The organism is Enterobacter sichuanensis, assembly GCF_002939185.1.
Lineage (GTDB): Bacteria > Pseudomonadota > Gammaproteobacteria > Enterobacterales > Enterobacteriaceae > Enterobacter > Enterobacter sichuanensis.
Genome location: NZ_POVL01000028.1, coordinates 26,514 through 39,005, shown reverse-complemented (window position 1 = coordinate 39,005; position 12,492 = coordinate 26,514). Strand labels below are relative to the sequence as shown.

The window sequence follows — 12,492 nt, the reverse complement described above, 5'->3', positions numbered from 1 at the left end:
GTGTGCCACCAGGCGGAGGGTAAAAACTCATCCCCCGGCGCTTTCTGCCCGGAGGATGCGTGAGGATGAGTGATCTCGCGCAAAATTAGGCAGTTATCTGCGAGATCGCACACATTTTTTCAGAATTGATGCTTAAATGAGCAAGTTTCAGATGACATAGTTTCAGAATTGGACTATTTCTATACGTGCTCTTGAAGTCTATTTTTGATATGATTTGAGATTCCGCTCTCAAATTTGTGAAAAAAATAAGGTGTTAGGATGATTACATCCGACCAGGAGACCTAATGATATCGACTCCCATTCGACGATATGGGGCTGCGATACTCATGTTACTCACCACGGCATTTTCGGGTGAGGTGCTTGCGAAGACGCACACGGATACAACGAGTAAGAAAGCCCACGTAATAAAGACGACAAGTAGTAAGGTTAGCAGTAAACAAGAGTATTCTCGCAATAGTGCAAAGAGTAGTTCACTTCCTGATTTGCGAAAATACCCTTCCGGAACACCAAGGAAAAAAGCGTTTCTCCGGACGGTAATGCCTTACATCACGAGTCAAAATGCCGCGATTACTGCGGATCGTAACTGGCTGATTTCGAAACAGTACGATAGCCGCTGGTCGCCGTCAGAGCGTGCGCGTCTGAAAGATATCACGAAGCGCTACAAGCTGAGCTGGAACGGTAACACCCGTCGTGTGCCGTGGAACGCTCTCCTTGAGCGTGTGGATATCATCCCAGGTAGCATGGTTGCGACCATGGCGGCTGCTGAAAGCGGCTGGGGGACCTCTAAGCTTGCGCGTAACAACAATAACCTTTTCGGTATGAAGTGTGTGAAAGGGCGTTGTAACAATGCGCCTGGCAAGGTGAAAGGTTATTCTCAGTTTGAATCAGTGAAAGATTCTGTGAATGCCTACGTGGTGAATCTGAACACGCACCCGGCCTACTCATCGTTCCGTAAATCACGTGCGCAGTTGCGTAAAGCGGACCAGGAAGTGACGGCCAGTACGATGATCCACAAGCTGAAAGGGTATTCGACGAAGGGACAGAGCTATAACAACTATCTGTTCGCGATGTATCAGGATAACCAGCGCTTAATTGCCGCCCATATGTAATCTTAAAAGAACGCCTTCCACTGGAAGGCGTTTTCTTTTCTATATCAGCACCTCGCTGTGGCGATCCCGGTACTCTTTGGGTGTGGTGTCATACTCTTTGCGAAACACCGAATAGAAATACTGCAGGGATGGGTAACCGCACATCTGCGAAATTTCGTTGATCGACAGCGACGTGGAGATGAGCAGGCTGCGGGCCTTCTCCAGCTTCTCTGCATGGATAACCGCATGAATGGTTTCGCCCACCTCTTCTTTGAAGCGCTTCTCCAGATTCGAACGCGAAATGCCCACTGAATCCAGAACCTGATCGACCTTAATCCCTTTACACGCGTGGTTACGAATGTAGTGCATGGCCTGAATAACGGCAGGATCGCTTAAGGAGCGATAGTCGGTTGAGCGCCGTTCAACGACGCGCACAGGGGGTACCAGCAAGCGCTGAAGCGGCAGAGACTCTTTATCCAGCAGACGATGCAGCAGCTTCGCCGCCTGATAGCCCATCTGACGTGTGCCCTGAGCAACGGAAGAGAGCGCCACGCGAGACAGATAGCGAGTAAGTTCTTCGTTATCAATGCCAATCACGCACAGTTTTTCAGGTACCGGGATGTGTAAATGTTCGCAGACCTGCAGCACGTGGCGCGCGCGGGCATCCGTAACGGCAATAATACCGGTTTGCGGCGGTAGCGTTTGCAGCCAGTCCGCCAGGCGGTTTTGCGCGTGCTGCCAGTTCTCCGGTGCGGTTTCCAGCCCCTGATAGACCACGCCGCGGTACTTCTCCTGCGCGACCAGCTGACAAAACGCGTGCTCACGCTCAACGGCCCAGCGCTTGCCGCTGGTGGCGGGCAAACCATAAAACGCGAAACGATGAACGCCTTTCTCTTTTAAATGGAGAAAGGCCGCTTCGACCAGGGCATGGTTATCGGTAGCAATATAATGGACTGGCGGATAGTGTTCCGGGGAATGGTAGGAGCCGCCGACGCCCACAATCGGGACGTCGACGTCGGTCAGCAGTTGCTCAATGACGGGGTCGTCATAGTCGGCGATGACACCATCGCCCAGCCAGTCTTTAATGTTCTCCAGACGGGTGCGGAAATCTTCTTCAATAAAGATATCCCACTCCGATTGCGACGCCTGCAAATATTCGCCAACCCCTTCAACCACCTGACGGTCGTAGGCTTTATTGGCATTGAATAACAACGTAATGCGGTGACGCTTTTCAAACATGGCTCGCTTCCCAATTAAGTCACAATACCGTTATCAGGCCCGTCGCTTGGTTGCTGAGTCCATCCAGACTGCCAGCAAAAGAATGGCCCCCTTGACGATATACTGCCAAAACGTCGGGACGTCCATCATACTCATCCCGTTATCCAGCGAAGCCATAATAAATGCCCCCATCACCGCGCCCGCGACGCTACCGATACCGCCTGCGAGGCTGGTGCCGCCAATGACGCAGGCGGCAATAGCATCCAGCTCGGCGATGTTGCCGGCGGAGGGAGAACCGGCCCCCAGACGCGAGCTGAGGATCAGCCCGGCGATAGCGACCATCAGGCCATTAATGGCGAAGACGGCCAGTTTGGTACGCTCGACGTTAATCCCTGACAGACGGGCGGCTTCAAGGTTGCCACCGATGGCGTAAATACGGCGACCGAACGCGGTACGGGTGGCCATAAACATGCCGCCCAGCAGTAAGAGGGCCAGCAGCAATACCGGCGTAGGCACGCCGCGATAGTCGTTCAGGAGCCAGATTGCGCCGAGCACAATGACTGCGGTGAGCGCCTGACGCCCTACCACCGACGTTGACGCCGGAGACGCCAGCCCCAGCGCCTGACGGCGCATACGACCGCGCCACTGCCACGCGACAAACGCCAGCAGCCCAATCACCCCAATCGTAAAGCCTATGCTGTCTGAGAGGTAACTCTGGCCAATCTGCGACATGGCCGCGCTGGTGGGAGAGACGGTGGTACCGTTGGTGATGCCGATTAAGATCCCGCGGAAGGCCAGCATTCCTGCAAGGGTAACAATGAACGACGGCACTTTACGGTAGGCAACCCACCAGCCGTTCCAGGCCCCCAATACCAGACCCAATACCAGCGTGACCGCCACGGTCAGCGGCAGCGGCCAGCCAAGCCAGACGTCAAAAATAGCCGCCACGCCGCCAAGCAGGCCCATCATCGACCCGACCGACAGGTCGATTTCCGCGGAGATAATCACAAACACCATCCCCACGGCCAGAATGCCGGTGATGGCGGTCTGGCGCAGCAGGTTTGAGACGTTACGCGCGCTCAGGTACGAGCCATCGGTCATCCATGTAAAAAACAGCATGATGACGATAATCGCCGCGATCATCACGAAAACCTGCAGGTTCAGCGCTTTTAGCCCCGCGAACGCGCCGGGCGTCGGAACAGCGACTTTGATATCAGACGGATTGCTTTTCGACATGACGTTCGCTCCTTAAAGCGGCTTCCATCACCTGCTCCTGCGTCAGGTTCTGGTTAATCAGGTTGGCTTTTAGTTTTCCCTCGTGCATGACCAGCACACGGTCGCTCAGGCCGAGCACTTCGGGTAACTCAGACGAGATGACAATGACGGCAATCCCTTGCTGTACAAGCTGATTAATCAGTTTGTAGATTTCATATTTGGCACCGATATCAATCCCGCGCGTGGGCTCATCGAGGATTAATATGCGCGGGTTGAGAAGCAGGCAGCGCGCCAGAATCGCTTTTTGCTGGTTGCCGCCGCTCAGACGACCAATGGCCAGTTCAGGAGAGGAAGTCTTCACCTTGAGGCGGGCGAGAGACTGCAGAATACATTGCTGCTCTGCGGCATCGTCCAGGCTGCTTAGCGCACCGGAGAACTGATCGAGTGCTGCCAGCGTGATATTTTTTCCGACCGCCATCACCGGCACGATGCCGTCTTTTTTACGGTCTTCCGGGACCATGGCAATGCCGCGGGCAATCGCCTGCTGGCAGTTGTCAATTTTCACCGCCTGGCCGTCGATATAAAATTTGCCCTCCCAGCGCCCCGGCCATACGCCAAACAGACACTGTACGGCTTCGGTTCGCCCGGCCCCGACGAGCCCCGCAATCCCAAGAATTTCACCGCTGTGAAGAGAAAACGAGACGTTATTGACGCGCTTAATGTGGCGGTTAACGGGATGCCATGCGGTCAGGTTTTCCACGCGTAACACTTCGTCACCGGTGGTGTGAGGTTCATTAGGGTAGAGTGCCGTCAGCTCGCGGCCCACCATCATGGTGATGATGTCATCTTCACTCATGCCCGCGGCTTCACGCGTGCCGATGTGCTGTCCGTCCCGGATCACGCAAATGGTGTCCGAAATGGCTTTGACCTCGTTGAGCTTGTGCGAAATGTAGATGCAGGCGATGCCGTGATTTTGCAGGTCGCGGATGATATTGAGCAGAACCGCGGTTTCCTGTTCGGTGAGTGACGCCGTTGGCTCATCAAGTATGAGCAGCCTGACCTGTTTATTCAGTGCTTTCGCAATTTCGACCAGTTGCTGCTGCCCCAGGCCCAGATCCCCCACGCGGGTGTCCGGTGAAATGCTGAGGCTCACCTGCGCCAGCAGCTTTTCACAGCGCAGCGTCATGGTGTCGTAATCCAGAACGCCGTGGCGGGAAATTTCGGCCCCAAGGAAAATATTCTCCAGCACGGTGAGATGCTTCACCAGCGCCAGCTCCTGGTGGATGATGGCGATGCCTTTACGTTCGGTATCGCGAATGTGTGTCGCCTGAATCACTTCACCGGCAAAGACGATTTCGCCTTCGTAACTGCCATGGGGGTAGATCCCGCACAACACTTTCATCAGCGTTGATTTGCCCGAGCCGTTCTCGCCACACAGCGAAACGACCTCGCCGGGGTTCAGCCGAAGACTGACGTTGTCGACGGCTTTCACCGTGCCGAAGCGCTTGGTGATGCTTTTCATTTCAAGTAAATAAGGCATAACTGCTCCACGTAACCCGAGGGAAGAACAGTACAACGTGAAGCGCCCCCGCAGAGCAGGGGCGCGCCGGATTACAGTTCGCTCTTCTTGTGGAAACCGTCTTTAATCACGGTGGCGTCAATGTTCTCTTTATTGACTTCAATAGGGGTGAGCAGACGAGCCGGAACGTCTTTCAGCCCGTTATTCAGCGTCGCGTCGGCTTTAGGTTGCTTACCGTTGCCCAGCTCCACGGCAATTTCCGCCGCCGTATTCGCAAGCTCGGTAATCGGTTTGTAGACCGTCATGGTTTGGGTGCCGGCGATAATGCGTTTTACCCCGGCCAGATCGGCATCTTGCCCTGAAATGGCCACTTTCCCGGCCAGGCCCTGGGCGCTCAGCGCCTGAATCGCGCCGCCTGCGGTGGCATCGTTGGAGGCGACGACCGCATCAATTTTGTTGTTGTTGGCCGTCAGCGCGTTCTCCATAATTTTCAGCGCGTTTTCTGGCAGCCATCCGTCGGCCCATTGATCGCCAACCACTTTAATTTTCCCGCTGTCGATGTACGGCTTAAGAACTTTCATTTGCCCTTCGCGGAACAGTTTGGCGTTGTTATCTACCGGTGAACCGCCCATCAGGAAATAATTGCCCTGAGGCACTTTGTCGATCAGGCTTTGCGCCTGTAATTCGCCCACTTTTTCATTGTCGAAGGAAATATAATAATCAATATCCGCATTATTAATCATACGGTCATAGGCCAGAACTTTTATCCCTTCCTGTTTGGCTTCTTTCACCACGTTACTTAATACCTGGCCGTTATAGGGGATAATGACCAGGACATCGACACCACGGTTAATCATATTCTCAATTTGCGACATTTGCGTTTCTTCGTTGCCGTTCGCCGACTGAACAAACACGCTTGCGCCGAGTGATTCTGCTTTCTTAACAAAAATATCGCGATCTTTTTGCCAGCGCTCCAGACGCAGGTCATCAATCGCCATGCCAATTTTGACCTCCTTAGCATGGCCTGCAAAGCTTGCCAGCAGGAGCGTAGTGCAGAGCGTTAGGGTCAGGTTCTTTATCTTCATAATTATTAGGCCTTTTGTAGGGGTATGTGTTGCTGAGATAAAAGAAACATTCACTACTGAGACGCAGCAAATTTTTAACGCGGAAAGGCAGGCTGGCAATTACAGATTTTTATCTTCCTATTATGATATTTGGTTTATTTCTGAATTTATGACCGCGATCGGATTTTAAAATACGTAACGTCTTAATTACATTTGATTCTGGAATACACGCCGAAAAATAGTTTGCCTGCGCATTATTTTGCGAGCCAGCGCACAGTTGTGCATTCTCTCAATAGCAGTGTGAAATAACGTAATTGAGCAACCCCAAATGTCTATTCACTATTACTCCTGTATCAACGACTCGCCGCATACCCTGATTATGGAGCTCAATATGCAAGCTTATTTCGACCAACTCGATCGTGTTCGTTACGAAGGCCCAAAAACGACCAATCCTTTAGCATTTCGTCACTACAACCCGGATGAGCTGGTGCTGGGTAAGCGCATGGAAGATCATTTGCGCTTTGCTGCCTGTTACTGGCATACCTTCTGCTGGAATGGCGCCGACATGTTCGGCGTGGGCTCCTTTGACCGTCCGTGGCAACAGCCGGGTGAGGCTATCGAGCTGGCGAAACGTAAAGCCGATGTGGCGTTTGAGTTCTTCCACAAGCTGAACGTGCCGTACTACTGCTTCCACGATGTGGACGTGTCGCCAGAGGGCGCGTCGCTGAAAGAGTACCTGAACAACTTCGCGCAGATGGTGGATGTGCTGGCGGCGAAACAGCAGCAAAGTGGCGTGAAGCTGCTGTGGGGCACGGCGAACTGCTTCACGAATCCACGCTACGGCGCGGGGGCAGCAACTAACCCGGATCCGGAAGTGTTTAGCTGGGCGGCCACCCAGGTGGTGACGGCCATGAACGCCACGCATCAGCTGGGCGGTGAGAACTATGTTCTGTGGGGCGGCCGTGAAGGCTACGAAACCCTGCTTAACACGGACCTGCGCCAGGAGCGTGAGCAAATTGGCCGCTTTATGCAGATGGTTGTTGAGCATAAGCATAAAATCGGTTTCCGCGGCACGCTGCTGATTGAGCCGAAACCGCAGGAACCCACCAAGCACCAGTATGACTATGATGTGGCGACGGTGTACGGTTTCCTGAAGCAGTTTGGCCTGGAAAAAGAGATTAAAGTTAACATTGAAGCCAACCACGCCACCCTGGCGGGCCACTCATTCCATCACGAGATCGCGTCTGCGATTGCGCTGGGTATTTTCGGCTCTGTCGACGCTAACCGTGGCGATGCGCAGCTGGGCTGGGATACCGATCAGTTCCCGAATAGCGTGGAAGAGAATGCGCTGGTGATGTATGAAATTATCAAAGCGGGGGGGTTCACCACCGGTGGCCTGAACTTTGACGCCAAAGTGCGTCGCCAGAGCACCGATAAATACGATCTGTTCTACGGCCACATTGGCGCGATGGACACCATGGCGCTGGCGCTAAAAGTGGCCGCGCGCATGATCGAAGACGGCGAGCTGGATAAGCGCGTGGCGAAGCGTTATAGCGGCTGGAACAGTGAGCTGGGCCAGCAAATTCTGAAAGGCCAGTTATCGCTTGCGGAAATTGCGAAGTACGCTGAACAACATCAGCTGGCTCCGCAGCACCAGAGCGGACACCAGGAGCTGCTGGAAAATCTGGTCAATCACTACTTGTTCGATAAATAACAGCACGCAGGCCCGGTAAGCGATTGCGCCACCGGGCATTTCTGTTAAAGGAGTCACCGTTAATGTACATCGGGATCGATCTTGGCACATCGGGTGTGAAAGCCATCCTGTTAAGCGAGCAGGGCGACGTGTTAGCAACGCAGACAGAAAAACTGCAGGTTTCACGTCCGCATCCGCTGTGGTCGGAGCAGGATCCGGAGCAGTGGTGGCAGGCGACGGATCGTGCCATTCAGGCCTTGGGTAAGCAGCACAGTCTGCGTGACGTCAACGCGCTGGGGATCGCCGGACAAATGCATGGCGCTACGCTGCTCGACAGCCAGCATCGTGTGCTCCGTCCTGCTATTCTCTGGAACGATGGCCGATGTGCAGAAGAGTGCGCACTCCTTGAGGCGCGTGTTCCTGCCTCTCGTGAAATTACCGGAAACCTGATGATGCCTGGCTTTACTGCGCCCAAATTGCTATGGGTGCAGCGCCACGAGCCGGATATTTTCCGTCAGGTGGCAAAAGTATTGCTGCCAAAAGATTATCTGCGTTTTCGCATGACGGGGGATTTTGCCAGCGACATGTCCGATGCCGCCGGCACGATGTGGCTCGACGTGGCGAAACGTGACTGGAGCGAGGCGATGCTGGATGCCTGCCATCTGACCCGTGAACAGATGCCCGCACTGTTCGAAGGCAGTGAGGTGACGGGCACATTGCTGCCAGCGGTTGCTGAGCGCTGGAATATGCCTGCCGTACCGGTGGTGGCCGGAGGCGGGGACAACGCGGCGGGGGCTGTGGGTGTCGGGATGGTTGAGGCCGGGCAGGCTATGCTCTCGCTGGGAACCTCCGGCGTCTATTTTGCCGTCAGTGATGGGTATCGCAGCAACCCTGAAAGTGCAGTGCACAGCTTCTGCCATGCGCTGCCAGGAAAATGGCATTTGATGTCGGTGATGCTGAGTGCCGCGTCGTGCCTGGACTGGGCGGCGAAGCTGACCGGGATGGCCGATGTGCCTGCGTTGATTGCCGCAGCCCAACAGGCGGATGAAAATGCCGGTACCGTCTGGTTTTTACCGTATCTGTCCGGTGAGCGAACGCCGCACAACAACCCGGAAGCAAAGGGCGTGTTCTTTGGCTTAACGCATCAACATGGCCCGGCAGAACTGGCGCGAGCGGTTCTCGAAGGCGTAGGTTATGCCCTGGCTGATGGAATGGACGTGGTGCATGACTGCGGCCTGAAACCGGCGAGCATTACCCTGATTGGCGGCGGGGCGCGAAGCCCGTACTGGCGACAAATGCTGGCGGATATTAGCGGACTGCAGCTGGATTTCCGCACCGGTGGTGACGTCGGGCCAGCGCTCGGTGCCGCGCGACTGGCGCAGATCGCCATGAACCCGGAAATACCGCTGTCGCAACTGCTGCCGCAGCTTACGCTGGAACAGGCGCATCTGCCTGATGCCGCACGCCATGCGCGTTACGCGGAAAGGCGCGATGTGTTCCGCAAAATTTATCAGCAGCTGCTGCCGCTGATGTCGTAAACGCGATTGTCTGCCAGCGGCACGAGCATGTCCTTTTTTGGTCTGTCCGCGTGCCTGTTTCCTCGTCAGTATGTATTCATACCCACTGGCGAGGAGCACCATCATGTCACGCATTGCACTACTCAACATCGATACCCAACAGTCTTTTCATCACCGTGATTACTGGCAGGAACAAGACATTCCGGCCTTTCAGCAGGCAATGCTGGGGCTGATTGAGGGTTGCCAGGCACGCAATATTCCCGTCGTTGATATATTTCATGTGGATGAAGATGGCCCTTTCTCACTGCAAAGCGGCTATGTCAAACCGATGGCCTTTTTACGTCATCTGCCGGATGTGGTTTTCCAGAAACACGTCCATAATGCCTTCACGGATACCGGGCTTGACCGCTGGCTGCGTGCGCGTGATATCAACCAGCTGATCGTGTGTGGCATTCGTACTGAACAGTGCTGTGAGACCACCGCACGGGTGGCATCCGATCTGGGTTATGCTGTGACCTTTGTGAGCGAGGCAACGCTGACGTTTCCCATGACGTACAGAGGGATTACCCTTAGCGCAGCGGAAATTCGCCATCGTACCGAAACGGTATTGGCCGGGCGGTTTGCCGGAATTAAAACGGTAGCGGAGACGCTGGAGTCACTGTAATGCGCATCGACATCTGGTTTGTAATGTTGCCCGGGGTGCTGTCTTTAGATATGACCGGCCCGGCGGAAACCTTTGTGCTGGCGGGCGATGCGTTTCGCCTGCATTACATTGGCCCGCAACCTGAGGTCCAAACGTCGATTGGTCTCGCAATGAGCGGCATTCAGCCCTTACCGGAAGGGCTCCCGGCGGGGAGCCTGCTGGTCCTGCCCGGCGTGAGCGACTCCCGCACTCAGTTTTCGACACCCCAGGCGTTGCAGATCCAGCACTGGCTGATGCGCCTGCAGCCAGCCATTCAGCGTCGGGATATCACGGTGATGTGCGTCTGTTCGGGGGCATTGCTGGCGGCGAAATCCGGGTTGCTGAATCACCGGCAGTGCACCACACATCATGACGTGATTAGCCGTTTGCGTACCGCGGCTCCCTCGGCGGTGATTAAAGAAAACCGGATATTTGTGCAGGATGAGAATATCTGGACCAGCGCAGGCATCACTTCAGGTATCGATCTGGCGCTGCATATGATTAACCGCCTGTGTGGCCCCGAAAAGGCGCTGGCCGTGGCGCGTGAAATGGTGGTCTGGTTCCGCCGGTCGGGAGACGATCCGCAGCTTTCTCCGTGGCTACGCTACCGCAATCATCTTCACCCGGCTATCCATCGTGCCCAGGATGCGCTGACCGCCGAACCACAAAAAGCCTGGAGCGTTCCGGATATCGCCGCGCTGGCGCACGTCAGCCCGCGCCATTTAACCCGTCTGTTTCAGACGCATTTAGGCATTAGCGTTCGCGATTACCTGGAACAGCTGCGTCTGGCAGTGGCCGAGCAGTGGTTATTGCAGGGTCGTGGCGTGGAGCAGGCTTCCCAGGCGGCAGGGTTTTCTTCCCCGCGCCAGTTTCATCGCGCCCGACAGCGCACCGTTAACTGACGAAGCGGCGCGTATCTACCTTCTGTAGCAGCATCGACAGCAGTAAGCTCACGACCAGTGTGGCGGAGAAAATCCAGACGATGTCCAGCACCGGCCAGCTTTTCAGTTCCACCCCCCTCGTTCGCAGGGCGTGGATCACCAGGGCATGAAAACCGTAAATCCCCAGCGAGTGGCGCGAGATATAGCCCAGCACGGGAAGCGGGCGCGCGTTCATCGTGTTTTTGACCAGCGTCAGCAGGGAAACGGCACAGATAAAGACCATCGGCCCGCAGTAGAGATACCAGGTATCCGCAAAATTACCGCGCCACTGCAGTTCATGCAGCGTCCCGCGCGCAATCACCGCCACGCCAGCGATAAACAGCGCCGCGCAGAGCCCGTTCAGACCGCGTTTTTGCGTATTCATCATCCCGATGGCCCGTCCCAGCATGCCGTAAAGCACATAGTAAAAGGTATCGCCGTTGATATAGAGGTTGACCGGTAGCCACTCAAAACCGTCGATTTTCTGCGAGACTGTATTCGGGTTGGCGACAATGCCAATCACCACCATCAGCGCCAGAAGCATTTTTCCGCTGACGTTTTTCACCTGTATGAGGGGGGAGACCAGATAGATAACGATAATGGCGAAGAAGAACCAAAGATGGTAGAACACCGGTTTTTGCAGTACGTATTTCAGCGCTAACCCGGCGTTAATTGAGGTGAACAGGGTGATATAGAGCAGGGCAATGGCGCTGTAGAACCCGAGGCAAGCCGCGATGCGAATGAAATGTCTCGGCTGCGCGCTACGCTCACCAAAAAAGAGAAAGCCGGAAATCATAAAGAACAGCGGCACGCTGACACGTGAAGCAGAATTGAGAATATTGGCGAGATCCCAGTTAACGGGGCTGACGCTGTGGGCGTTCGTGATATACCAGGTCGTCGTGTGGATCATCACCACCATCAGACACGCTATTCCTCGCAGGTTATCAATCCAGTTAATTTTCGACTGCATCAGTTCCTCTTTTCCCTGTAAATAGAGTGTGACTGCCGTTGTGGAAATATCTTTCCCTGGAAAAATCTGAGATTTATTCAGCAGTGTTGTCGGGAGGCCGCGAGATTCGCAGAATGCCAGACCATAATCTATAAAAGCTTTGATACTAAAAATAACAGCCACAGACCAGGGCGGTAATAAAAATGATGATGAAGCGTGTGGCGTCACTCTTTCTGCTGGGCATTCTGGCAGGATGCAGTGCCCCGCAAGAAGCACCGGTGCAAAAAGCACAGCAGGGTAAAATGAGCCCTGAACGTTCACTGAATATGGAAGCGCTCTGTAAAGATCAGGCTGCGCGACGTTATAACTCGGAGGTGCAGAAAATTGATGTCACCGGGTTTGAGCGCTTTCAGGGAAGCTATGAGTTGCGGGGCCATACGTCCCGTAAAGAGGGCTTTGTCTGCTCGTTTGATGCGGACGGTCAGTTTTTACACCTCTCCATGCGCTAGCCTGCTCGGATAATCAACAGCCAGACGCCCGCTGCGTTCTGGCTTGAATGCTTATTTCCCAATTTTCCCTAAACAACTCCGTTTCGTACTGTATATCTTGCAGCCAGCGGGTATACTG

The 12,492-nt window shown here is 54.7% G+C and carries 11 protein-coding genes; 6 read left to right on the top strand and 5 right to left on the bottom strand.

Annotated elements, in window-relative coordinates; translation table 11 throughout:
• Positions 1 to 284: 284 nt before the first annotated feature.
• Positions 285 to 1,109 (top strand): protein bax, encoded by an 825-nt coding sequence (locus tag C5687_RS13725; RefSeq protein ID WP_032672543.1) that lies wholly within the window; start codon positions 285 to 287, stop codon positions 1,107 to 1,109.
• Between the two features lie 39 nt (positions 1,110 to 1,148).
• Here the strand turns inward: C5687_RS13725 and xylR are convergent, their stop codons facing one another.
• The 4 genes from xylR to xylF all read right to left on the bottom strand — a co-directional run bounded on the left by xylR (position 1,149) and on the right by xylF (position 6,125).
• Positions 1,149 to 2,327 (bottom strand): D-xylose utilization transcriptional activator XylR, encoded by a 1,179-nt coding sequence (gene xylR / locus C5687_RS13720; RefSeq protein WP_021242460.1) that lies wholly within the window; start codon positions 2,325 to 2,327, stop codon positions 1,149 to 1,151.
• 33 nt (positions 2,328 to 2,360) lie between these two features.
• Positions 2,361 to 3,542, bottom strand: coding sequence for a xylose ABC transporter permease XylH (gene xylH, locus C5687_RS13715; protein WP_025759156.1), 1,182 nt, complete (start codon positions 3,540 to 3,542; stop codon positions 2,361 to 2,363).
• A complete protein-coding gene (locus C5687_RS13710) occupies positions 3,520 to 5,061 on the bottom strand; it encodes a xylose ABC transporter ATP-binding protein (protein ID WP_104557122.1) in 1,542 nt (513 codons plus the stop codon). Before C5687_RS13710 ends, xylH begins: the two co-directional genes overlap by 23 nt.
• Positions 5,062 to 5,132: 71 nt before the next feature.
• Positions 5,133 to 6,125 (bottom strand): D-xylose ABC transporter substrate-binding protein, encoded by a 993-nt coding sequence (xylF, locus tag C5687_RS13705; RefSeq protein WP_025759158.1) that lies wholly within the window; start codon positions 6,123 to 6,125, stop codon positions 5,133 to 5,135.
• Positions 6,126 to 6,495: 370 nt separating this feature from the next.
• Here xylF and xylA point away from each other — a divergent pair, with 370 nt between their 5' ends.
• The 4 genes from xylA (at position 6,496) to C5687_RS13680 (ending at position 10,898) form a co-directional block, all read left to right on the top strand.
• Complete coding sequence (gene xylA, locus C5687_RS13695; RefSeq protein ID WP_014830210.1) at positions 6,496 to 7,818, top strand: xylose isomerase; 1,323 nt, start codon at positions 6,496 to 6,498, stop codon at positions 7,816 to 7,818.
• 62 nt (positions 7,819 to 7,880) lie between these two features.
• Positions 7,881 to 9,335 (top strand): xylulokinase, encoded by a 1,455-nt coding sequence (xylB, locus tag C5687_RS13690; protein ID WP_104557121.1) that lies wholly within the window; start codon positions 7,881 to 7,883, stop codon positions 9,333 to 9,335.
• Positions 9,336 to 9,438: 103 nt separating this feature from the next.
• A complete protein-coding gene (locus C5687_RS13685) occupies positions 9,439 to 9,978 on the top strand; it encodes an isochorismatase family protein (RefSeq protein ID WP_104557120.1) in 540 nt (179 codons plus the stop codon).
• Positions 9,978 to 10,898 carry a GlxA family transcriptional regulator gene (locus tag C5687_RS13680; protein WP_104557119.1) on the top strand — a complete coding sequence of 307 codons (921 nt, stop codon included), beginning with the start codon at positions 9,978 to 9,980 and terminating at the stop codon, positions 10,896 to 10,898. Before C5687_RS13685 ends, C5687_RS13680 begins: the two co-directional genes overlap by 1 nt.
• Here C5687_RS13680 and C5687_RS13675 read toward each other — a convergent pair.
• Entirely contained in the window at positions 10,891 to 11,886 is a 996-nt protein-coding gene (locus C5687_RS13675; protein ID WP_104557118.1) for an acyltransferase, read from the bottom strand. The two genes, C5687_RS13680 and C5687_RS13675, sit on opposite strands and share 8 nt — an antisense overlap.
• Positions 11,887 to 12,068: 182 nt before the next feature.
• On the opposite strand from C5687_RS13675, the gene C5687_RS13670 reads away from it, so the two are divergent.
• Positions 12,069 to 12,374 carry a YsaB family lipoprotein gene (locus C5687_RS13670; RefSeq protein WP_025759165.1) on the top strand — a complete coding sequence of 102 codons (306 nt, stop codon included), beginning with the start codon at positions 12,069 to 12,071 and terminating at the stop codon, positions 12,372 to 12,374.
• Positions 12,375 to 12,492: the final 118 nt, after the last annotated feature.

What these genes read in the sequence shown, in the direction of transcription:
- C5687_RS13710 (WP_104557122.1), bottom strand. Translation starts at nt 5,061, where the DNA reads ATGCCTTATTTACTTGAAATGAAAAGCATCACCAAGCGCTTCGGCACG.
- xylA (WP_014830210.1), top strand. Translation starts at nt 6,496, where the DNA reads ATGCAAGCTTATTTCGACCAACTCGATCGTGTTCGTTACGAAGGCCCA.
- xylH (WP_025759156.1), bottom strand. Translation starts at nt 3,542, where the DNA reads ATGTCGAAAAGCAATCCGTCTGATATCAAAGTCGCTGTTCCGACGCCC.
- C5687_RS13670 (WP_025759165.1), top strand. Translation starts at nt 12,069, where the DNA reads ATGATGATGAAGCGTGTGGCGTCACTCTTTCTGCTGGGCATTCTGGCA.
- C5687_RS13685 (WP_104557120.1), top strand. Translation starts at nt 9,439, where the DNA reads ATGTCACGCATTGCACTACTCAACATCGATACCCAACAGTCTTTTCAT.
- xylF (WP_025759158.1), bottom strand. Translation starts at nt 6,125, where the DNA reads ATGAAGATAAAGAACCTGACCCTAACGCTCTGCACTACGCTCCTGCTG.
- xylR (WP_021242460.1), bottom strand. Translation starts at nt 2,327, where the DNA reads ATGTTTGAAAAGCGTCACCGCATTACGTTGTTATTCAATGCCAATAAA.
- xylB (WP_104557121.1), top strand. Translation starts at nt 7,881, where the DNA reads ATGTACATCGGGATCGATCTTGGCACATCGGGTGTGAAAGCCATCCTG.
- C5687_RS13675 (WP_104557118.1), bottom strand. Translation starts at nt 11,886, where the DNA reads ATGCAGTCGAAAATTAACTGGATTGATAACCTGCGAGGAATAGCGTGT.
- C5687_RS13680 (WP_104557119.1), top strand. Translation starts at nt 9,978, where the DNA reads ATGCGCATCGACATCTGGTTTGTAATGTTGCCCGGGGTGCTGTCTTTA.
- C5687_RS13725 (WP_032672543.1), top strand. Translation starts at nt 285, where the DNA reads ATGATATCGACTCCCATTCGACGATATGGGGCTGCGATACTCATGTTA.